Annotated in this window: 8 protein-coding genes and 1 pseudogene; 3 read left to right on the forward strand and 6 right to left on the reverse strand. The window is 37.0% G+C overall.

The genetic code is table 11. The features are described from left to right. Window positions 1–13: 13 nt before the first annotated feature. The 3 genes and pseudogenes from SJY30_RS13650 to SJY30_RS13660 all read right to left on the reverse strand — a co-directional run. Window positions 14–3,934 (reverse strand): T9SS type B sorting domain-containing protein, encoded by a 3,921-nt coding sequence (locus SJY30_RS13650; protein WP_396632705.1) that lies wholly within the window; start codon window positions 3,932–3,934, stop codon window positions 14–16. Continuing rightward, window positions 3,880–17,325 (reverse strand): hypothetical protein, encoded by a 13,446-nt coding sequence (locus tag SJY30_RS13655; RefSeq protein WP_396632706.1) that lies wholly within the window; start codon window positions 17,323–17,325, stop codon window positions 3,880–3,882. Before SJY30_RS13655 ends, SJY30_RS13650 begins: the two co-directional genes overlap by 55 nt. Window positions 17,326–18,073: 748 nt before the next feature. Then, a pseudogene (locus SJY30_RS13660) lies at window positions 18,074–18,382 on the reverse strand (S41 family peptidase); the annotation flags it as partial. A 298-nt stretch (window positions 18,383–18,680) separates the two neighbouring features. Between SJY30_RS13660 and SJY30_RS13665 the strand changes: the two are divergent. Continuing rightward, the gene (locus tag SJY30_RS13665; protein ID WP_396632707.1) at window positions 18,681–19,517 is read left to right on the forward strand and encodes a class I SAM-dependent methyltransferase; all 837 of its coding nucleotides are present in this window, start codon (window positions 18,681–18,683) and stop codon (window positions 19,515–19,517) included. Beyond that, on the forward strand, window positions 19,507–19,710 hold the full coding sequence (locus SJY30_RS13670) for a hypothetical protein (RefSeq protein ID WP_396632708.1): 204 nt from the start codon (window positions 19,507–19,509) through the stop codon (window positions 19,708–19,710). The genes SJY30_RS13665 and SJY30_RS13670 overlap by 11 nt, the downstream gene beginning before the upstream one ends. A gap of 153 nt (window positions 19,711–19,863) precedes the next feature. On the opposite strand, the gene SJY30_RS13675 is transcribed toward SJY30_RS13670, so the two are convergent. Further along, the gene (locus SJY30_RS13675; RefSeq protein WP_396632709.1) at window positions 19,864–20,283 is read right to left on the reverse strand and encodes a hypothetical protein; all 420 of its coding nucleotides are present in this window, start codon (window positions 20,281–20,283) and stop codon (window positions 19,864–19,866) included. Window positions 20,284–20,421: 138 nt separating this feature from the next. Here SJY30_RS13675 and SJY30_RS13680 point away from each other — a divergent pair, with 138 nt between their 5' ends. Continuing rightward, window positions 20,422–20,808 carry a hypothetical protein gene (locus SJY30_RS13680; RefSeq protein WP_396632710.1) on the forward strand — a complete coding sequence of 129 codons (387 nt, stop codon included), beginning with the start codon at window positions 20,422–20,424 and terminating at the stop codon, window positions 20,806–20,808. A 336-nt stretch (window positions 20,809–21,144) separates the two neighbouring features. On the opposite strand, the gene SJY30_RS13685 is transcribed toward SJY30_RS13680, so the two are convergent. Further along, window positions 21,145–23,355 carry a type IX secretion system membrane protein PorP/SprF gene (locus tag SJY30_RS13685; RefSeq protein WP_396632711.1) on the reverse strand — a complete coding sequence of 737 codons (2,211 nt, stop codon included), beginning with the start codon at window positions 23,353–23,355 and terminating at the stop codon, window positions 21,145–21,147. A 7-nt stretch (window positions 23,356–23,362) separates the two neighbouring features. Further along, a complete protein-coding gene (locus SJY30_RS13690) occupies window positions 23,363–25,609 on the reverse strand; it encodes a gliding motility-associated C-terminal domain-containing protein (protein WP_396632712.1) in 2,247 nt (748 codons plus the stop codon). Window positions 25,610–25,801 lie beyond the last annotated feature (192 nt).

Consider the following 25,801-nt stretch of genomic DNA (forward strand, 5'->3'; position numbering starts at 1 on the left):
TTAGGTTAAGTTTTTAACGGTATAAAGTAAAGTGTCCAACAAATTCTCTTTCGTCTCTTTCACCATTCAGTTGTACTACGTACCAGTAGTCTCCGGTTGGCAATTCATTGTTTTGATAAGTTCCGTCCCATCCTTCAGAATCAACTGCTTGTTCAGAAACCACTCTACCATAACGATCAAATATTTTTATTAGTATTTCAGGGTATTGCTCAATATTTCTCGGGATCCATAAATCGTTCTGTCCATCTCCGTCAGGCGTAAAGAAATTAGGCAATTCGATATCTACGTACTCCATAAATATATTTGCAACTGTAGAACATCCGTTCTCATCTACAACACGCACCTCATAAGTATCGGTTCTAGTGATATAGAACGTATTACTGTCGCCATTATCATAGCCGTCAAAGAAGAACGTATATGCCTCTAGACCACCTTCTGCTATAGCTGTAATTTCGTTCATGTTATTTTGCTCTAAAGCAAGAGTCAAAGGTTCAAACGCTTCAATTACGAAATCAACGGTTTGTAAACATCCATTAGAATGCGCTATGGTAATATAATGATTACCAGGTGCAGTATTTCTAAAGTCAGCATTTAACTGTAAATCAGCTGGATCAACGGAATCTATTGCATAAAGCACATCACCGATAACACTATCATCTTCAAGAGTAATATTCACATAATTATCTGGAATATCACCTGTACATTCATAAACCGGTACTACTGTTGCATTAAGGTTTACTCCTGTTTCAATATCAACCACTACGTTAGTATCACAACCATTGGCATCTTTAATTACGATGAGGTAGTTACCTGCAGCCATGTCATAGAATTCTGTTCTGTTCAATACAAAGTCTTCATCACTATTAGAATTCAATGCCGTACTGTATGGTGCCGTACCACCCGTTATTTCAAGGATGATAGTACCATCTTGACTATCAACACAAATTTCTGGTGTAGTCTCTACCGTTACTTCTAAACTTGACGGTTCTGAAATAGTATATGTCAAGTATTCGAAACAACCATTTTGATCTTGTGCAATAACAGTATATTCTCCTGGAGTCAATTCGGTAAATGTACCATCAGCATAAAATTGATTCAAGTTCGGAGAAATCGCATACTGATAACCACCAGCTCCACCTGAAAGTGTTACCGTAATCTCGCCATCATTTTCACCAGAACATGTAATGTCAATAACATTATCTGTATAAGAAAGCGGTGTTGGCTCATCTATAACAACAGTCTCTGGTGCTGTTTCACAATCATCGCTAACTACAGTTACATAATACGTACCTGCACCTAAATCTCTAAACACACCAAGAGATTGTGGGCCGGCAATTCTAGAAGCTACGCTTAAAGAGCTATCGGTAAACAATTCATATTGGTAGTTTCCTAATCCGCCATCAGCAGTAGCATAAATAATAGCCGTGCTTTCACCAGTACAGTTCAGTACTGCTGCCGTAGTATCAACTGTTAATAATAACGGTGGTATTTCGCTTTCGGTAATTGCATTGGAGATTGCAGATTCACAACCGTTGATTGCATCACGTACATAGAATTGATATCTACCTGCACCATACTCCCCTGTTTCCGGTAATCCAATAGGGTTACTTGTCATTGGTAAGAAGTTAATGTTATCGACACTATACTCATATGTACCACTACCACCTGTTGCGCTAAGCTCGAACGCTACACCAGACTCACAAGTCAATGCATCTGTTCTAATTAAGTTAGCTTCTACCTCGGTCGGTTCAGTTACCTCAACTATATTGGTCGTGGTATCACAGTTCCATCCGTCAACAACGGTAATACTATAGAAGCCTGCTCCTAAATCATTGAAGTTAGGATTGGTCTGAACTCCAGTTGTACTTGTAACTGTAGTACCGGTTTCATCATAATAATTCAATTGATATTCATAATTACCGCTACCGCCACCAGTTACGTTTGCAGTGACCACGGCACCCCTGTCTCCATAACAAGCTAAGTCTGTTACAAGCGGAGTTGCGTTTGCCACTATTGGTGTAGCTGCTGTTAATGTTTCTGTATAGTTTACTGCACATCCGGCATCATCGGTAATACTTACCGTATAAGCACCTGAAGCTAAACCAGTAAACAATCCTTCACTAACATCGTCCATAGTATATGAATCACCCGTTGTAGTGTTAGTCAATACAATATCATAAAGTCTATAACCGCCTTCAACTTCAACTCTAATTGCACCTTGGTCATCAGTACAAGTTGGTTCTGCTAGAGGAGTCACAGTTCCGCTTAACGCTATATCCGGAGATACAATAGTCACTATATTCGTGTCTTCTGAACATAAAGGAATATCGGTTTCTGTAATGGTAACATAATAGCTACCGCCAGATAATCCTGTAATCGTTCTTGGGTTAACACTGGTGTCGGTAGCGGTCGATGCTATAACAGAAACACCTGCCGTGGTAAATACCTCGTAAGTATAATTACCCGTGTAGCCATCGATATCAATTTCCAAACTTCCGTTTGCATCACCAAAACATGTAACCTCTGATACGGGTGTGGCTGTTGCCGTAATGAAATCAAAAGGTGCTACCGTATAACTAGCTGTATTTACATAACAACCCGTATCTAAATCTGTAACTCTAAATACATAAGAGCTCACAGTCGTTAAATCGTACGTTGCAGAAGTTGCGGTAGAGCTAACTAATGTAGCCGTAGTATTACCAATTGGTAATAACTCATAACCATAGTTATGTGCCAGTCCATTATCTGCAACGGTGATTGTTATTGTTTCATCAACAGTACAATTAATAGCTACATCTTGAGCAATTGAAGCTGTGAACGTGTTGATCGGTTGAATTGTAACCGTGTCGAACGTGTCACAACCTTTGGCATCTTTTACATATACATTAATCGTTTGTGTACTTCCAGTATCGCTAACGTTGAATGTATTCGATGCTTGGAAAATAACATTATCAATACTATATAAATATGGTGCGGTACCTGTACCAGCGCCAGCAGTTGCCGTTATCGTTGCGGTATTAACACTATTATCTACCGAACAATTAAATTCTGTTGCCGTTGCACTAACCGTTAATGCTAATGGTTCTGTGATAGTTTCATTCTTGATGTCTTCACAACCTCTACTAGAAATTACTCTTACTTGATAATCACCTTCCGTTAATCCTGTAAATAAAGGATTGGTTTGTGTTGCAATCGGAGTAACCAAATCAGCAATATCATATAATTCATATTGATATTCAGGATTGGTATTTGTAGCCGGGTCAATGTTAGCGCTAATACTACCATCTGAACCACCGAAACAGCTTACGTTTACAATAGTTGCATCTAATAATACTGGATCAACCGGTGCATCTAATGTTTGAGTTACTTCTCTTTCACAAATAGGATTAGTTGTATCTAAATCTCTTACGATGAAACGATATAGTCCTTCCTCAGTTAAGTTTGTAAATACTTCTGTTGTTTGCGTTACCACACTACCAGATGGAGTTGTCATTTCAAACTCAAGGTTTGTGGAACCACCATTAACATTTACGGTGATTTCACCACCTGGTACAGATGAACAATCAATAGATTTGTCTACTGTCGTAGAAACATCCATTTGCTCATAAAGCACCACCGCATTGGTTGTAAAAGGACAACCCCACTGGTCTATAATCGTTACGTCATAACTACCAGCACCTAAACCTGAGAATACTCTCGTGTTTTGTGGTGCACGGAAATCAGTACCGTTTAATCTTAATTGATATGTATAGTTACTTCCTTGTCCACCAACTACGTTGCTAACCGTCAATTCTCCCTGTAAATTGGTACAGTTCTCTTGAGTAACAAGTAAATCGGCAGTAATATCCTCAGGAACCTCAAGAACAATATTATCTTGAATTAATCTTTCACAACCTTCAGCGTCACGAACCCAAGCTTGATATGTTCCGGCCAAAGCGAATCGAAAGTAGCACCTGCTACGAAATCTACAGTTGCAGGAACACCCACACCTACATAGTATGTATAGCCACCCCAACCACCAACTAAGTCAATGATTGTAATTGAACCATCATCACCAGGGTTACAGGTAATTTCGGTTACAACGGTATCACCACTGATATCAGCTGTAGGACCGTTTATAGTGAATGCTTCTGTATTTGTACAGAATGGGTTATTATCTTGTGTTATGGAAACATAGTAATTACCAGCTTCTAAGCTAATGTCTGCTGTAGGACCATTTGTTGTTGCTTCTGTACCAGAGATAACAATGGTATCATCACCGGTATTTGCCAGTGTCCCTTCGGTATCATAAATAGTCCAAGTAAATCCGCCAGGGTATGTTGCATCAACTAATTCAAAATTAACAGCGCCTGTTGCGGTACCATAACAGATAACATCACTTGTTTTCACAATATCGATAGTAAATGTATTTGGCTCTACTAGAGTTTGCGTCGCAGAAACGAAACAATCTGTATCTAAATGCTTCACAAGAATCGTATACGATCCCGCAGATAATCCGCCGAACACGTTGGATGATTGGTAGTTTACGCCATTATCAATACTATACTCGAATTTAGTAGCATCACCTAAGGTTGAAGTTACGACTACCGTTAATTCTCCATCACTAATTGGATTACAAGTAACCGAATTGGAAACATTTGCAACTGCATTAGTGATCTCATCAAAAGGAAGTATGGTTTCCGTTGTGCTACCAACACATCCTTTATCATCATACACATTAATAGTATAGGTACCTCCTGCTATATTTGAAACGTTTAAAACGTTAGACGCACCAGATTGAACAACGGCAGAACTACTATCTACAAACTCATAAATTACATAGTTACCACTACCACCGGTTATGGCAGCCTCGTCAACTGTAATTGTAGCGTTATTAGGGTTATTACCTACAGTACAACCGAATTCAACTACCGAAGTATTGATATTCGAAATTAATGCAGGTTCATCAATTACAATGTTACCTGATACTGAGCTACAACCATTGGTTCCCGTTGCAGTTACAACGTATGTATTTGGAGGTAAACCTTCAAACGTATTGTTGCTTGGGTTAAATGTTCCTGCTACAGGAGATATGGTAAATGTCAGCGGGTTTACTCCGTTTTCGGTTTGTGTCAATGTAATTGAACCGTCGTTAGATCCGAAACAAGTAATATCTATATGAGAATCTGTAAATACTGGCTGAATTGCAGGAGCTAACTCTTGCGTAACCGTTAATTCACAAACAGGGTTTGTAGTATCTAAATCTCTAACTAAGAAGCTATATGAACCAGCATCAACCAAACCTGTAAAAGTTGGGTCATTCAACTGAGTTACTGCAGCACCTGCTGGAGGTGTCATTATAAACTCAAGGTTTGTAGAACCACCCGTTACATTAATCGTAATTGTACCACCTGGTATACTTGTACAGTCAATTGCTTTATCTACTGAAGTAGTAGCACTTAACTGTTCGTATAATTCCACCGGGTCTGTCGTAAATGTACAACCCCATTGATCTGAAACAATTACTTCATATTCACCAGCACCTAGACCAGAGAAAACCAGCGTGTTTTGTGGTGCTCGGAAATTAGAGCCATCCATTACCAATTGGTAAGTATAGTTACTTCCTTGTCCGCCAATAACATTGCTTACCGTAACTTCTCCCTGTAAGTTTGTACAATTCTCTTGAGTAACAAGTAAATCGGCATTAATATCCTCAGGAACATCAAGAACAATATTATCTTGAATTAATCTTTCACAACCTTCAGCATCACGAACCCAAGCTTGGTATGTGCCCGCTCCTAATCCTGTGAAAGCAGCATCTGCTACGAAATCGGTAGGTAATGTTGGTGCTACCGTATCAACAAAGTAGGTATAACCGCCCCAACCACCGACAACGTCAGTAATCGTAATTGAACCATCGCCTAAAGCACATGTAATATCAGTTACTATAGTATCTCCTGTAATATCAGCATCAGGACCTGCAATATTGAAATATTCAACATTGGTACAGAAAGGATTATTAGATTGTGATATTGATACATAGTATTCACCTACACCTAAATTAATAATCGGTGTTGTACCATTTGCAGCTTCTGAACCACTATCAACAGAGGTATTATCGGTACGGAAAATTTCCCAATCGAATCCTGTGTTATACGTAGCATCGACCAATTCAAAAGTTACTTCACCAGTATTTGTTCCAAAACAAATTACATCACTTGTTTTAACGACATCGATAGTAAATGTATTTGGTTCCTCAATAATAGCTGAAGCCGTTACAATACAATCTGTATCTGTATGTCTTATTAAGAAGTTATAGTTTCCTGCAGATAATCCGCCAAAGACATTGGTAGGAACATAAGTTGAACCGTTATCGATACTATATTCATATTTAGTAGCATCACTAGCAGAAGACGTTGCTGTAACCGTAATTACACCATCACTTCCTGGAGCACACGTAACTGTAGTAGTTACTGCAGCTGTTGCTCCTGTCATTTCATCATAAGGCAATACCGTAGCCGTTGTGCTACCAAAACAACCATTATCATCATACACATTAATTGTATATGTTTCGCCTGTTCTGTCTGTAACCGTTAACACATTTGATGTACCAGATTGAACAACAGCAGAACTGCTATCGATAAATTCATACGTAACATAGATATTGCTACCACCTGTTATTGCTGCTGTATCTACAGTTACCGTTGCATTATTTGAATTGTTACCAACGGTACAACCAAATTCAACAACATCTGCATTCACGTTTGTAATTTGTAATGGAGTACCTACCGGACTGTCAACTTCTAATTCACAACCACGACCAGAAGTAACTCTAACCACATAATCATCATTTGCTGGTAAATTTGTAAATGTCCCAGTAGTTTGAGGTAAGCTTGCTGGTGTATATACAGAAGTTGGTGTTTCTATAAATAGTTGGTATACATAAGGAGGATTATCCATTGTTGCATCTAGAACTGTAACAATTGACCCATCTGTATCACCGAAACAAGTAACATCTGTTATATCTGTAGTAAATAGCACAGGAGTTGCCAATTCTAATTCAACATCGGTTTGGGCAGTACATCCACCTAAAACAGTATCATAAACATGAGCTGTATATACACCTGAATCCAATCCTGTAAAAATTGGTGATAGTTGAGGTCCGCCAGCTACACTAACTCCTCCATTATCAAATAATTCATATTCATAGAATGTAGAACCACCATATGCGGTAATTATAATTTCACCATCACCTTCAGTACAAGAAGGTTGAGCGTTAACCTCAGCTTTAATAGATGTTGGCGGGAAAATCTCAATGTTTGCCGTATTTCCACATCCGTTAAAATCACGAACCTGAACAGTATAATTACCAGAACTAAGGTCGGTAAACTGATGTGTAGTACCTGCGGTCGTTAACGTAGAAGACTGGTATGAACCGCTGTTTACACTAAGTGTATATGGTTGAGACCCTTCTCCGTCTAACGTAATTTCTATTATAAAGTCACCCTCATCTGCAGTACATTGGTTAATAACCAAACCAGAAATAGCAGGGGTTGGATCATCTGCAATAGTAACATCTATAGGTAAAGCTGTTGAACAACCATTTCCGTCCATTACATAAATATCCCATTCTGTATTTACAGAAGGATCTAATTCAGCATAGTTACTAGTTATATAATCTGTTGCAACCGGAGTAGCTCCGTCTTCAACATATGCATACGTATAAGAACCATTACCACCACCAGCGATAACCGTTACATTGGCATCTTCTGAACAGTAGCCATTGTTTTGGTCTGCTAGAGTCAAGGTAACCGGGTTCGGTTCTAATATTCTGAACTCAAAAGTATTTGTACACTCAGGAGTAGCTGCCTCTTGGAAGAATAATACATAATCTCCTGGAGGAATATTCGAAATTGTTTCAGTCGCTGTTGGACCAGGACCGTTTGGACCTGTAACGCTACCTGAATAAGCACCACCTAATGGTGTGTTGCTAATACTTTCCCTTAATTCATAATTAATGGTAGTAACCGAAGTATCATAACCCTCAAATTGAAAAGCAATTGACCCATTTGTATCACCAAAACAAGCAACATCTGTTACCGTTGGTGTTGGAACTACATCAATACTTGATAGGTTAGGAACATCGACCTCAACAAAACTTGAACATCCTGTTGTAGTATCAATTACCTGAAAAACATAAGATTGACCTGGGTTTAGTCCGTTGTAAGTTGCGACTTCCTCATTTGGATTAGCACCGGCAGACTCAGCATCTGGAGTTGTGCCCGAACCATAAATCGTAAAGTCATAATTACCCGAACCACCGCTAGCCGTAAGTTCTGCCGTACCGCCAGTAATACAACTAACAGCAGGTATTACAGCATCAACCGACAAATATGGGTTAGAAAGCACTCTAACCGGATTTTCATAGTACTCACAGCCATTGGCATCTAATACACGAACATAGTAGTCACCGAAAGCTAAACCGTCAAAAGTTACCGTAGTTGCTGTCGTGTTTACAACGGGGTTTGGCCCTGTCGTAGGAACAACATTATTAAGATTATCATATAGGGTATACGTAAAATTAGGCACCCCACCACTTGTAATCGTAATTTCAATATTACCTGGTATATCACCAGTTGCACCACAACTAACATCAGTAGCTACAACATTGGCATCAAACAATACAGGGTCAACAACAGTTGCGCTGCCATTATAAATACATTCTTTAGAATCCCTTACAATATAATTATATGTGCCAGCGACTAAACCGGTATACACTCTTTGACTTGAAAAAGCACTACCATTAAAACTAATTTCATACGGTGATGACCCAAAATTAGGATCAACATTGATTTCAACGATACCATTAGAATCACCAAAACAAGTAGGGTTCGTAACAGTTTCGCTAGCAACAGGGTTTACCGTTGCAGTAACCGTAACCAAATTAGAAACAGCAGTACAACCTTGGTCATCTGTTACTCTAAATCTATAAGTACCAACTGTTGAAGTTGAATACGGGAATGTTCCTGCAAAAGCAGCATAGCCCCCACCATTAACTTCCAATTCATAGGTGTAAGGAGCATAACCGCCATTGGTTACCAAGTTCATAGTTGCCTCTGGTGATACAGAACAATCTAAGTCTTTGGTTAATGCAAGATTAGCCGTTAACTGAGCTTCAATATCAAAAGATACCGTATCAGTACAACCATTGGCATCTCTAATTTCAAAAGTATAACTACCTGGTGTAAGATTTGTAAAAGTGTTTGAGTTTCCAAATACACCTGTATTCATTTTATATGAATATGGAGCCACACCACCAGTTGCACCAACTTCAATAGTCGCAGAACCAGTTACAGAAGAATCAAAACACACATCTGAACTTGGTAAAATACTAGCTACTGGAATAACAGGTGCTGTTAATGTAAAAGTATCCGTATCTGTACATCCATTAGCATCGGTAACCGTAATGGTATGTAAACCTATTTGATCAAGACCAGTAAATATTCCCGTGTTTTGTACTGGTGTTAAGGAAGCATCTGGTAATTGAATTACATAAGAATATGCGGCAGTACCACCTGTAACCGTAATATCTACAGCACCATCATCTATACATGTAGGTTGTGTTGGCGTATTAGAAACCGTTAAAACTGCAGGCTCATTAATAATTTGAGTCAACATTTCAGTACAACCGGCAATAGGGTTGTCAACATCTCTAACATAGATAGTATAAGTACCGGCAGCCAAACCTGTAATCTGGTGCGTTGCAGCCGTATCGCTACCCTCAATAGTTGTAAAAGCACTATCATAGCTATACTCATAACCACCTGCTCCAAAATTCTCTACTTCAAAAGTTATGGTACCAGAATTATCGGCATTACAATCTAAATCTTCGTAAGATAAAATTGCAGCTTCAAAAGCATTACCATCTTGAACATCTAGAACGATATCTGTTGTACAATCACTACCATAGTTTACAGTAACAGTATGTTGACCAACTGCTACGTTATTAAATACATTGTTACCAATTTGAGGTGTATTACCATCAATGCTGTATGCATACGATGCATCATTTGGGAGAATTGTAATTATTCCTGTTCCATCACAACTGTAATCAACAGAACTACTTAATAAAGGAGCTGTTGGTAAAGGAGCAATAATTATATTCGGAAGATTAATTACACATGCGATATTGTTTGCATCTCTTACTCGAACAGTAAATATACCATCGGTTAAATCGGTAAAAACTGTACCGCCAGCAGTTGCGGCTGTCCAACTACCACCGTTTAAGCTATATTGATAAGAACCAGAACCACCTGTGGTAGGGGTTACACCACCAACGGTAATCTCTGCTAATTGATTACAAGTATAATCTTCTGTCTGTGCGCTTTCCGCTATAATTTCAGGCAATTCGTTTACAGGAAGTGATAATGTCGCCTCACAATTATTCGCATCTCTAACTCGAACATCATAAGTACCTGCGGTAAGATTGTTGAAAGAACTTTCCGTACCGAAAGTACCGCCATTGATACTATAGGTATATGGAGCCTCACCACCACTTGGGGCTAAAGAAATACTACCATTATTACTACCAAAACAAGTAACATCTACAACAGTTTCTGTTGCGGCTACAGGAGCATCTTGAGCAATAGAAATATCATACATTGCAGGACACGCATCTGCGCCTCCATTATTGTCTAAAACATAAACATCGTAATCTCCAGCACCTGTAACAGTAACTGGATTAGTTGCTGCATAGTCACCAGCTGAAGGAGTTGCACCATCGGCAACTACCGCATAAACATAATTGCCATCACCACCTGCAGCGGTAATATTAATTTCACTATCGGTGCCACATGCTGTAATTGTACTGGCACTTGCGCTAACCGTAACTTCTTGTTCGATGGTTACCGTTTGAGCCGGAGCATCACAACCAAAAGCATCTGTTACTTCTATGGTATAAGTACCATTTGAAAGTCCGGTGAAGGTATAAGAAGTTGCATCTACTGGCATTGGAGTTACAAAAGAACCTCCATTGATTCTAAATAGGTAATCTCCATTACCAGCTGTAACATCTACCACTATAGTTGCATCATTACCACCACTATAACATCGTGTTTCCCGTAAAGTGAAAGCAGGTATTTCTGGAGCTGTAATTACAATTGGAGTATCGCTTACGTCTATACAGCCATTTGTATCTCTAGCACGAACATAATACGTACCGGCAGGCAATCCGTTAAAAACAGCATTTGTTCTGTATGCAGTTACAATACCAAGAACATCTTCTTCTAATTGATATTCATATCCTGGAGTTCCGCCAGTTGCACTTGCCGTAATTTCTGCACCACCATTGTTACATGTAAAATCTTGTGTAAGATCTGCATCGGCAACAACCAATGTTGGTTCTTCAATAATTTCATCGAAAAATGTTGTACAACCTGGCAAAGTACTACCAGCTTCTCTAACATAAACTCTATAACTACCAGCTGCAAGACCAGATATGGTTTGTGGTGATACCGTAGTACTTCCTAAAATACTAGCAAAATTATCTAAGCTGTATTCGAATCCGCTTGCACCATAATTATCTACTTCAAAAGTTATCGCACCAGAATTATCTGCATTACAATCCAAATCTTTAGAAGAAAGCAAAGCAGCTTCAAATTGGTAACCGTCTTCAACATTTACAGTAATATCCGTTGTACAATCACTACCATAATTTACGGTAATAGTATGCTGACCAACTAAAACATTATTAAATACATTGTCGCCTATTTGAGGAGTATTACCATCAATGCTATAGGAATAAGATGCATCGTTTGGAAGAATTGTAATTATCCCTGTTCCATCACAACTATAAGCAACACTACTACTTAAAGAAGGTACTGTTGGTAATGGAGCGATTATAATTTCAGGAAGAGTTACAACACAATTAATATTGTTTGCATCTCTAACCTGAACCTGATACGTATTATCCGTTAAATCGGTAAAAACTGTACCGCCCGCCGTAGCAGTTGTCCAAGCACCACCATTTAAGCTATATTGGTAAGAACCAGAACCACCCGTTGTAGGCGTTATGCCACCAACAGTAATTTCTGCTAATTGATTACAAGTATAATCTTCTGTCTGTGCGCTTTCCGCTATAATTTCAGGCGACTCGTTTACCGGAAGTGATAATATCGCTTCACAACTATTTGCGTCCCTTACCCTAACATCATACGTACCAGAGGTAAGGTTATTAAAAGAACTTTCCGTACCGAAAGTACCGCCATTAATACTAAACGTATAAGGCGCCTCACCACCACTTGGTGCTAAAGAAATACTACCGTTATTTCCGCCAAAACAAGTAACATCTACAACAGTTTCTGTTGCAGCTACAGGAGCATCTTGGTCTATTGTAATCTCATATAAAGATTCACAAAAATCAGCGTTTCCGCTATTGTCTCTAACGTACACATCATAGTCACCTGTTCCGGTCACCGTAACTGTATTACTTGGGTCAAAATCACCAGCGGTTGGTGTAACACCATCAGCTACTACAGCGTACACATAATTACCATCTCCACCAGCACCACTGATAGTAATGTCGGTATCGGTACTACAAGCGGTAATATTACTTGCACTTGCGTTTACTGTTAATGCCGGGTCAATAGTAATACTTTGTGTATCTGTACAATTATTACCATCTCTAACATCGATGGTATATGTACCCGCTGCAAGTCCAGAGAATATATTGGTACTACTAAAAGCACCACCATTCAAGCTATATTCAAAAGTACCGTCACCACCAGAAGAAACACTAGCGGTCAAGGTCAATAATACAGCATCGTCAAAACAATCTTGATTAGGTGTTATTTCTAAAACCGGTGCAGTTGCTGGGTTTAAATCGAAAGTAAAAGGTATGCTACAGTTATTAGCATCGGTAATTGTACCGTTGTAGGTTCCTGTTTGTGTTAAACCATTGAAAGAACCTGTTGAATTAGAACCGAATACGGTATTATCTGGATTGTTCAGTTCATAAACATAACTTCCCCATCCGCCATCGGCAAGAACACTTACACTACCCTGTGATGTACAACTAGGTTGTATTTCGGTTAAACTAGAAATAGTCAATGCTGAAGCAGGACCTTCTAATTCATGTGAAGCACTGTATGTACAGTTAGTATCAGTATCAACAATAGCTATGGTATATATACCAGGAGCCAAGTTGTTGATATTGTCAATTAAAGCTTCGGCACCACCTGTTCTTTCAACTCCTGAAGGACCTGTAATCGTATACGTGAAATTTTGACCAGCTTGGAAGTTTACATTAAAACGGATAACCCCGTCTGCAACACCAAAACAACTAATAGGCTGTGTTGTTTGACCACTAGCAGATATTGGGTTAATCGCATTAATCGTATAATTTTCTTCATAAAAACAACCATCGGCATCGGTAACTCTTACCGTATAAGTATCAGGAGCCAAATCTTCAAAAACAGCTTCGTTACCTGAAGTACTTGTAGGAGTTAAAGCAGAAGGTGCCGTAATTGTATAAACATATGGCGCCGCACCATTAACAGCATTTACCGTTAAATTAACGGTTTGTGCCGGACATGAAATTTGAGACTCTACAATAGTTAAATCCGTTGGTGGATTTGGTCTGTCAATTATTATTTGGTTTGTTGGAAATGTACAGTCATTGGCATCTCTTATGGTAATGGTATAAGAACCATCGGTAAGGTTTTCAAAACGATGTGCATTAACGGTCGTATCTGGAACAAAGTTGATTCCATCAATACTATATTCGTATGGTGCAGTACCGCCGGTAACATTTTGTGCCTCAATAATACCCTCTTGAAGACACGTATAATCTTGAATTAAGACAGAAGTACCACTAACAGCAGTAGCAGGTGCGGCTATTGAATAATTCTCTTCATAATCACATGATGAGCTACCTTTTCTTTGATTGATTACAATTGTATAATCGTCATCTGCCAAATTAGGAAAAAGACCAGTATTGTTTTCAGCTAACAATACATCATTAGAATCATAAAGGTAAAAGGTCAATTGATACCCATTATCATCTATTAAATTAAACTGAATTCTACCAGTAGATTCACCAAAACATAAAACATCATTAACCGTAGTAGCGGCAAATTCGGCAGCGGGTCTAAATTCTATAGTAACCGTATTGGATTCACTATAACAACCATTTCTATCTAACACTACAAAAGTATAATCACCCGGGTCAAGAATGTCAAATATTTGACTCGATTGAAAATTAGTTGCAGGAATATCAGAATAATTAGGATAAGATGTTACGGTTGTACCGGAAGGATCTATATGCTCCCAAATGGCGTAAGTATGTGGTGTTTTACCGCCCTCAGAATCCATTAAAATATTACCTTCTCTACAAGTAATATGTTGAGACACCCTTGCGGTTAAATCTAAATCGTTTTCATCTATAACGGTGATTTCTTCACTATAAGAACAACCGTTGTCAGTACTCATGTAGGCAATATAATTGCCTTCACTTACGTCTGTAAAAGTAAAATTATTATCGCCATGACCGTTTTGGCTATCTATGAGTGTGCCTAGGCCACCATTGGCACCGTCATTGCTTCTTAGTTCAAAAGTGTATGGCGGATCGCCGTTTACTATCTGTAAGTTTACGGTACCAAGACTAGAACAAGTTTCTGGCGTAACGTTAACTTCATAAGATACAGAACGATCACGAATACCAATTACAGGTGTTGTAAAAATACAAGCATCTTGAATAGGGTCGCCATTAAGGTCTAGTTGTGTAACTTCTACTCTATAAGATCCGTTCTCACCACTTACGAAGTCAAAGCTTGGTCCGTTATTTGAACTAAACGGTACAATAACATTATTTGTTTCATTGTCTACTAGTTGGTAACCATAACCAGACCCAATATTGGTAATGGTAATGTTACCATCGGTATCACAAATAATATCTCTATTATTAAATTCTATATCTAGGTTGTTCTGAAAACCTTTAAAGAAAAAGCGACTTGTACAACCATTTTGATAAACAACAGATAGTCTATATTCGCCTGGTGCATTTAATAAATAGCTGCTACCAGTACCTACTTCTGTCCATGTACATGTAAGAGCTCTGTTAGCACAATCTTCACCTGCTTCTGCATTTACGCCACAACTTCCTTCGTCTAGCAATTCCCAAGTAACACTTTGCGCATCAACAATATTAACCGCTAATGGTTGCGAGTCATTAATACCACACAAGAATATTTTTGGCAGTTCAGTACTGTCAGAACAAAATACTATTTCCCCAGGTATATCATTGTTTGGATCAGCATCACTATTTACTTCATTAAAATACTCTATAATCGGGTTTGGCAAATTACCCGAACCAAATGGCTCAACAGTAATAATCTCTTTAAATCCTTTACAAGGATCAGCAACAATTTTATCAACTATATACTGCCCAACAAGAGTTACAACTTGCGTACTAGGATCGTTATCTGGATCACCATCATTTATTTCAATATCAGTATCATCAATTTCACCATTATTGTTAGTATCGCGATACCATATATAAGAATCAAATCCGTCTCCTGCATTTAATATTGCATTTGTTCCACATATTTCTATTGTTCTTTCAAAATTACAATCAGAAAGGTCATCAAGAAGAAAGTTTGTGGCGCCTGGTATAATAAATCCACAAGTATTAAATTCAGTAACACTTGGGTCGTCGGTTACTTGCGCAGAATTGGTTTTACCAGTATAGGTACTATAAGCAAGGTTCTCTATTAAATCTGAACAAGCATCAATAAAGTCAAAACAGTTTTTAGCAACTTGAACTCGAAAAATTATTGAATACTCACCATCTTCTTCTTGAACAAATACATCTGGTATTGTGAAAACAATTTCTCTAGTTAATGGGTCATACGTGTATGTTATTTCATAACATGAACCTCCTTCACAAATACGCGCAGGAAAAACAAAATCAGAATCATTAAAAAAGCTTCTTCCATCTGGTGGCGAAACATTTACAGGCAATACATCTCTAATCGTATAATTAATACCATCATCATTACCAATATTTTCAAACGTTAAAACATAATCAAGAGTTTGACCTAAATTTACGCCTTGCCCTGTAATATCAACACCACCTGGTGTTTGTACTCTTTTCTCCAAAACAATTTTGGGCGCTATAATGTCTACGTCAAAAGAAGTAAAGAAAATATCATATTTATCTTGGGAAGAACTCGCTCTTAAAATGGCACTTGTAGCATCATTAGGGATAATTGAGTTACTATTATTAGGTATATTAAAATAATCAACATCCCAACCAAGCGTGTTTAAACTATTAGGGTTTCTGTCTAAAACCTGATTACCTTTAAAAGTAATACTTGAATTAAAGAAGTTGTCATTCTCGTTTTGATCGTTTAGTAATGTTGTAAAAGTACCGTTTGCATTTATTTGTAGCGCATCACGATTAATACCATTATCACCTTCCAAGGCTGCTACCCCCATATTTGCAAAAACTGGAAAAGGTGCCGGTAACGTGGTAAAGCCGTCTACAGGAATATCTAAAGTTTCACCCGAAGCAATACCTGCATACCCATCAAAAGTGGTAATAAATTTATCATTCGGTAAATTAGGGTTTTCATAAACAACGACCATTTTCCAGCCACCAGAAATGCCTCCTCGTACAAAATCTGTATTATCTGCAAGTATGTTGGCGGCAAAGTATTCCCCATTAGGATCAGCTAAACCAGACACCATGGAAGTAACGTCTTTGTAATATGCATAAGGCGAATAATATCCAAATTGACTATCTCCGAAACCATCCCAAATTTCTTCACCAATAATATCTTGGTATGCACCGCCTGGCATTTTAAATTTTATATTACCAAGATTAGATCTGTCTGGGTCTGTATATACCGCAGCCCAATATAACCCGGCATAACGTACAATGGCGCAGTCAATATCTGGCACGGTTAACGTTGCACTACTAGAACTAAAGGTTGAAGCATCATTATCTACATCTATATACCGCATGTCAAATGAATCATTAGAAGTAGATGTGTCTGGGTCATTGTCGTTATAGGGGTCGTTAGGAGTTGGCCCTGGATAACAAACTCTATTTTTTCCATTTCCCTCACAATAGCCGTCTCTTACTGGACCAACAATGCTATTGGCAATAAAAGTGATATCTCCCCGAATATCAGCTTCGTAACGAACGTCGAAATCATTTTTAACCTGAGATACAGCGGTTTGTAAACCTAACGCCAAGAATAAAATGAAAAATAAACATTTTGAGTACTGTTTTCCCATAAGAGAAGTGTGTTTGGTAAAATCTAAAAATTGAGTCAGTTTGGTCATCTTCTATAATTTCTGAAGAATCCATTCAATCGATATTAATTTCATATCGTTCCACGCGGAATTCTCCAATAACAAATATTAACCTAAGTATTTAGGTAAAGAATTTATTGTTGTAGCAACGATGTTTTCTGTTGTGAAACAGCAAATAGAATGGGTTTACGTTTTTTAGAAAAGAGTGTATTTCAACGATAATACACCTAGTAGCGCTATCTTAATATTTGATCGTTTGAGATTATTTCAAAAAAAATAGGATGAAAATATTTTTGAAGAGTTGCAAAATTTCATGTTTCTAGAACAATTTTATCTAAAATAATCGCTCTTTTTTGTTGTTCTATTTTAGTACTAAATACTATAATGTTGACTTGAAAAGTACTGTTTAAAACAGCCAAAACACCATATAAAGACACCATGTTTTAAGCGAAATTACTTTACTTTTTATATGAAAAATGTAAACTGAAAGTGCTTTTTGAATAAGATAGTTTTACACTTTATAGGTTAATCGATTACAAAATAGGGCCATATTAACATGTGATTTTGACGAGAACCCATTTTAAAAAACAAGCCTGATAAATTAAAATAAGCCGCTCTAGCGGCTTTTCATATACTCGGCGCAAATTTCTCAGGTAATTATAAAAGAACACTTTCTTGGGCTTAAAAACAGTGTTGCGCTATCCTATTACAGGCAATTCATAACCTAGTTGAAGACAAGTACCATTCTTTAAATGCTTTAAATTTAAATGGGCAGTATTTAGTTATTAATATAGTCTAAAGCACGTTCTAAAACCTCATTTTTTTTTGATGTAATACCAGCAATAGTTGGTTTACACACAATATCAATTTTGACACCTTCTCTTTGAGTTTCGGTTTTATCTGGATAAAATATTCCTATACCAGTTATCATGGTTTTATAGTTACCAACCATTTCAAATCGACTAACAGTTCCATCAGCACCTGAAGTTTGGCTACCAATAGTAGTTACATTATCGCCTGCTTGAAGACACATTGCGGTAAATTCTGTACGACTTTGAGATATCTCACCTACCAATAAGACCACTTTGCCTTTATATTTTAAATCATTTTAGTTACTTGTAATGTAAATCAACTGAGAAATATTAATTAAGAATTTCTATCTTTAAAATCTGTTATATTAATTCTACATATTATCTAGGTCTTTCTAAAAAGACAAACTCTATAAACGAGTAGCTAGTGCATAGAAGCTTTCTAATGCACAGATAATTACGACCCATTATTTTATAAAGTTTTAAACAAAAACAATTGATTAAAAAATCGATTGCCGTATCTCTTTCAATTGTATAACTCAATTTGAAATGCGATGCTCTTACCGTAAACCAAAAATGAAAAATGAACAGTTAATATCAAGAAATATAGAGGTATTCTATAACAAAGCATCTGAAGAAACCAGACTTGAAAAAGGCATGGGCATATTTGAGTTTGAAAGAATAAAATCCCTTATTGAAAAATACCTTTCTACATCATCTTCTAAGATTATAGATGTTGGTGGCGGTACAGGAAAGTATGCGGAGTGGCTTGCCAAAAAAGGTCATGAAGTTCATTTGGTAGAACCTGTTGCTAAACATTTACAACTAGCAGAAAATAGAGCTAGGAAATTAAAAAACAAGTTCTTGGTTCATTTGGGTGAATCTAGAAAATTAGACTTCCCAAATAATTATGCAGACCTCATCATACTACATGGCCCTCTTTATCATTTTCAGAGAAAAGAAGATCGAGAATCAACCATTATAGAAGCTAGGCGAGTTATAAAAAATGACGGAACTATTTTAGGGTTTGCTATCAATTATACGGCGTCAACTTTAGTTGGGCTGTTAAATGGTCTCATACATAAAAGGTCTTTCTTTGAAATGTGCAAGTTGGAATTGACGACAGGAATACACAATCCACCAGATGATTTTCCTTGGCTCTTGACCGAAGCCTATTATCACAAACCCGAACAACTAAAAGAGGAATTTTTACAGCAAGATTTAACGTACTTAAACACATATGCAGTTGAAGGTATGGCTTGGCTTGATAAAGACTTCTTTGCGAACATGGGAAATCATAAAAAGAGAAAGACATTAATTGAACTACTACAAATTACAGAAAACGACAGCTACATTTTGCCATTTAGTCCGCATATGATGATAGCCGTAAAAAAACAAATTCATGGAAAATAAAGAAAGATATTTTAAAGCACTCATTGAAAACCAAGGTCAATTAAATACACTTGATTTAGGAGAAAAAATTCAACTAGATGAAAAGGAAACTAGAGAAATAATTACACAACTGTTATCTGAACATAGAATTAGATATGATGAAAATAGTGTTTGTAATTATCGGGCTATGAATAAAAGGAATAGGAGCTATTGAAAATCAAATTAGACGAGTTGGTTTTCAATAGTAATAATCTTGATTATTAAGATTTAATATAACAAGTAACATCCGGAAATCTATTTGGTTTCCGGTTACTTGCAATGTGCTTTTTTTGTGTCGATTGGCAAACACCTACAGTAAAAGACCTTTTTAATTATAAGTACTATTGTCATTTGCTTTCAAAACTCCAAATGAGTTTTCATCAATCCAAACAAGTTTCCAATGCATCATAGAACGTGTATCGTTGCTTTTAAAAGTTACTGATTGATCTTGAGTATTAAAAAAATAATCTCCATTGATTCCTTCTGGGAGAATTCTATTTCCGCACCGCCTCCCTATTCTCCTTTTAGAATTAAAAGTCATGTGAAATTTGCCGGTGGTAAAAAAACGAAGTTCCCTACCAATTTTCAAAGTTCTACTCCGCTTGTAAACTGTAATTTCAGTATCGCCATCTTTTATAGTTTTATAAACTTTCCAACGATCGATCAGAAAAGATTTAGATATTTCCTTCTCTTGAGCAAAACTTAATTGAGCTAAAAAAAGCGTAAGCAATAATATTGAATTTCTCATGAATCAGAGAAAACAAGAACCGTTCCAATATAAGTAACATTGCCTGCAAAAGAAATTGAAGATTACTGTTCTCTTATTACATTGATGATTCCATATTAAAATTAAGTAACACGTATGGATTTCATTCGTCTTAAACTTATGAAAGGAATTATGCTTTTACTTCTCATACTAATTCAAGGTCAAGTTGCATCTGATATTATACTGAAGAAAAAATTAATCGGTACATGGAAGATTGAAAAAGTTCAAGTTACACGACCCGGAGTTTGCATTCAAAATGATTTCAGCCAAATGATTGGGACTACTTTTAAATTTACAGAAAGTCAACAACTATTGATGACTTCAAAAAGTAACCAGTTTCAATTTAAATATAAAGAGGAGATACTTTGGTATTTAGAAGATGATTATCTTATTATAAAATCGAAAAACCATCAAGAAGATTATCGTTCAAAAATCACTTTTAAAAAATGCATTTTGAATTTACATCTTAGTAATATTATCGTTCTTAGTTTAAAGAAAAGCAACTAAAACCTAATGGTATTAAAACAATCTTTCTCTTTTGTTTAGGACATAGTAATCATATAGTGTGATGGCATTGAAACATTAAATATCTTCACTCTTTGAAACTAGAATAAGAATCTATAAATACATATCGGTATTTTTAATTGGCCCATCGTTAAAACATTTTAAGTTTGTCTGATTTCAATTTTTTATGAAATAAACTTGAAACACCTTATCAAAATATAATGGTTGGTTTTTAAATATTTTATACTGAAAATGAATCTCAATCTATTAAAACAAAAATCCCTTATCATCTTAGATGATAAGGGATTTGTATAATTGTTATGTTAACCTATAGTCGTTCTAAACCAGCAGTTCTTGATTGACCCGCATAATCCACATCTTCTCATCATAGGCGTCGTTTAGCTTAGAGTAATAAGATATTAAAGCATTGGTCCAAGAGTCGTGCTTTTTAAGGTATACGTATCTGTAATTATTCTTAGGGTTGATGAAGTAACTCGCATTCAATCCAAATGAATTTAAAAGCGAAACAAACTTCTTGGCATTGCTAGGGTTGGCAAATACATTCGCAATTAAGTAATACCCAGAACCGGCACCCTCAATAACATAAGATTTAGAATCGGCTTCTCTAGACTCTACGTTATCTCTTACCACCTCACTAGAGGTAAGCACATTAGAGTCGTACTTAGAAGACTTCTCTTTGATCTTATTTACATTACTAGCGTAGGCGTCATTAGTATATCTATTATCAACGTTCATAATCCACATAGCACCATCATATGCACCGTTCAATTTAGAATCGTGTGCAGCAACAGCATCTTCAAAAGTGTCATAGCGTTGAAGGTAAACATACTTCAAACCTGTATTCGGGTTATCAATGTAATCAGCATTAATACCTTTAGCATTTAAGTCATCAATAAAGTTGTTCATATACTGACCGCCCTTGTATACATTGGCTACTACATAATAACCATCTGTAACATCTGGTAAGTCTTTAAACCTTTGACTTTTTACTCCGTCTTGTGCAACCTCTCTAGCTGCATTAGCTACAGGAGTAGAAGTATTTCTTGGTCTGTTGGCAACCACTGCGTCTTTAGGCTGTACTTGCTCTTTAAAATTATTCTTATCAGTATAAATTGTATTGGTCTCAGCAACCTCTTGTCTTTCCGTAACCGGGTTTTGTCTTTCGTTGGTAATCACCGCTACCCTATCTTGTTGGGTTACGCCAGCTGTTTCATTACCATTTACCAACCCACCTGAGTTACTAGGATTATAACTATCGGTATTTGAATTACCAGAATTGCTTGGGTTATAATTAGAAGCAACCGCAGTATTACTGTCCCCGTCTAAGAACAGTTCTTTTGCCTTATTTTCAAGGTCTGGTCTTTCTCCGTTGGTTTCATTACGAACCATACGCATAACCATGGCAAAACGTCTTTCTAAATCTGATTGACGAATAGCTTCCAATGAATCTTGACGAAACATCAACTCTTCGATGATGGCGTCGTTTTCTGCCAACTTCATCTTCAAGTCTTCAACTTCCTCATTGGTTGCAATGTTCTCTGGCTCCTCATCATTCTGCACTAAATCATCTTCATAATCATCTTCTAACATTACCCTATCTTCAGTAAGGTTTGGAGTGAATGAATAGGCAAATGATATCTCATGCGTAACTCCAAAATTATCGAAGTTATTAGACAATCCTTTTTCCATGGTATAGCCTAAAGAAATTCTTTGGTTAAGGTTAAAACCTACACCAGCGGCTGCACCATAAAAGCTATCGTACCCACCTTGAATCCATCCTAGTTTTGGAAGATCTAGAATTAAACTTCCTCCAAGGGTAACATCTTCTTCTCCTACTTTTCTAACTCTCGCCAAAGGCATTAAACGACCTTGCTCAAAAATACCATCTTGCTTTTCAAACTGATGGGTATATTGTAAGTGACCAGAATATGTTTTGTCTTTAAATTCCGTTACAGATTCGCTTGTTTTTAAGTTGTAATCAAAAAGGTTTTCTGCAAATACACCAACATCGAATTTACCATAAGAAAGGTTAAAACCAGGTTGAAACGATAAAAGGTTCTGATCTTGCAATCCTGCTAAAAAAGGATCTTCTTCTACAGTAGAAACTCTACCATTATCGAACCCACTTTGGTAGTAAGAAACATTTGCACCAAAAGTAAAGTTACTCTTGTCGTTCAGTTTAATACCGTAGGCATAATTTGCCAACACGCCAAAGTTGCTTAAGATACCTTCTCTTTGAGAATATAGACTAAGACCTAATCCTGTTTTATCATTGATACGCCCACTATAACTTAAGAAATAGTTTTGATTGTTATCATCAAATTGTACCGATTGGTTTCGATGCAATAAGTTAATATAGGATTTATCTTCCCTAACCGTTGAAAACGTTGGGTTGATTAAGAATCGGTTATACTTCAAAAGGTTTTGGGAAGGAACATCGTATGATACAAACGGATTTTCCTCTTGCCCGCTAACCTTCATGATAGCCAACACAAATAACAATAGATATAAAACACTTTTCTTTAGCATGGTGAGCTTAACGTATTACTGTGATAGTACCTTGTTTAAGTACTTCACTGGCATTCCTGATCTTATAATAGAATACCATGTTTTGTTTGGTAAAAGCCGTAGTTGACTGCGGCCAGTTATTTTTATAATCGAATTCGTTTACAATTTCTTGACCTTGCTCATTGTAGATAATTACATTGACATCGGCCTTATTGGAATAAGAGTTGGGTATGATCCATTGATCGTTAATACCATCTCCATTCACGGTAATTACATTAGGTACTTTGAACGTGTCCAAATAAGATACTTCTAGCTGCCTAACAATCTCGCAATTGTCAATAGAAGCAATTAGGGTATAACTACCCGCTTCGGTAATAGTTACGCTGTCAGAGTTGCTTAATTCAACAGCATTGGCATCTAACCATCTGTAAGCTGTACCGCCACTAGCTGTAACCGTTCTAGTGGTACCTTCAGGTATTACTAGTTCTGTACCTGGGTCAAGTGTAATTAAGTTTTCATCTAATGGGGTAACTACAATTTCATTAGAAACCAAAGAACACCCATCTCTTTCTATTGCCAGGCTGTAAGTACCCGCTGTGGAAACTGTCAAAACAGCATCTGTAGTATTAATTGAATTACCGTCTAATTGCCATTGAAAGTTGGCAGAACTTAGGTCTGTTGTCGTACTTAACGTAATGGTTTCGCCACCACTACAGAATACAGTACCCGAACTTGTAATCGCCACCGTCTCATTTGTTAATAATTGAACGGGTAAAATATTTGAATCTACATTGAAACCGCCGACAGTTGCGTTTAGATCATAATCGCCATTTTCAGAATTTGAAGCCAGACTAATACTATTGTTTGTTGCACCACTTATAGCTGCGCCATCTTTACTCCATTCATAGGTAAACCCGTTTAATAAAGCACTGGTAACATCTGTTTTTGTACCATCTGCGGCTACAGCGTTAATTAAGTTAACACCCAAAGTTGTACTAGTCGTTTCACAAGAAGTATACGCTTCGGTATAATCTATAGTGATTTCAAATGAGGCAGGAGAAACAACAGTGGTAACATCAGAGTTTTTAGAAGAAACAGAACATGTACCCCCCGTTTGCGTAACCTCTGCATAGTATTCACCATCTTCGGTAATTGTTAAAGTGTTACTTGTTTCACCCGATATCTCTATGTTATTTCTAAACCATTTATAACTTGGTGTAACCGCCGTAGTACTAACAGCCAAAACTTCGTTCTGTGTAGGTAATAAAACCATATTGGTTTCATTGTCTACAGTTACCGTATATAAATCTGCATTGGTTATGCTTACTACAGCTGATCTTTCATTACAGATGCCTGTACCCGAAATCTCTACTGCATAGTCACCTTCAAATCCTGCATTAGCAGCATTCACATCATAAGAAGTTGAAGTAGCACCAACAATCTCAACATCATCCTTAAACCATTGATAGTTCCATGAAGCATCTGTTTGGTCTATAGTCAACGTTTCAATATCCGTACTACATAAAGAAGTTTTGGTTGGGGCCGTTACTGCAATGCCACTACCAGAACCGCCAATAGTTACATCGACAATATTAGAATCCGTATTACCAGAACCTGTACATCTTGGTCCATAATCGATATATACATTATACATACCCGATTGTGCAACGTTTAAGGTATGACCGGTTTCACCTGTTAGTTCAGTTCCACTTCGAAACCAAATATACTGGTAGGTTTCTGGGTTGGCAATATTGTCTACCTGTAATGTTATTGCACCGGTACTACAAACCGTACCTGGTGGTACTCCATCACCTAATTCACTAATGTTCAAATTAGAGGTAACATCCATATAGTACATATTATAGGCTTCAGATTCGTTACCTAGCTTTACCGGGTCTGTACTACGAACTCTCATTTTATAACCTTGCCCTCTGATATCTGTAGGTATAGCAAAACTGGTATCAAAATCTTTGACATCGTTTTTGTCGGTAATAGTTTGTAAAGTTTGTGCATTATCAAAGTTGCCAGTTGCATCGGATAATTCTAGAATAAATTCGTTGTTTGGATTGGCGGTACCGATCCAAGTTATGTTAACGAAATACTCATTAAATCCACCATTTCCTGCGCATACCGCAGACCACGGGGTACTACCCGACAAGTTTGGATTGTCTGCTGGTTCAGGAGCATTGATCACAATTGCTTGTGCAGATAATTGAAATGCGCAAAATAGCATGGATAGTGCTGTAAATAGGGTAAGTTTGTTCAAGGTTTTCATATGCATTTGTAGTTATGGGGGCCACTACGGTTGAAAAGTTGGTTAATAAGTTTTTTAAAATCCCAACATTTCTTAGACAAATATGTTATTAAATACGACGAACAGGAATTTTATGTTGTTAGAAGGAAGATTTCTGTTGTGAAACTCATTTTAAGTAAGGTGTGTTTTATTTAAATTAATGATTTAAGGCAA

It is taken from the genome of Maribacter sp. R86514 (assembly GCF_044597005.1).
GTDB lineage: Bacteria > Bacteroidota > Bacteroidia > Flavobacteriales > Flavobacteriaceae > Maribacter.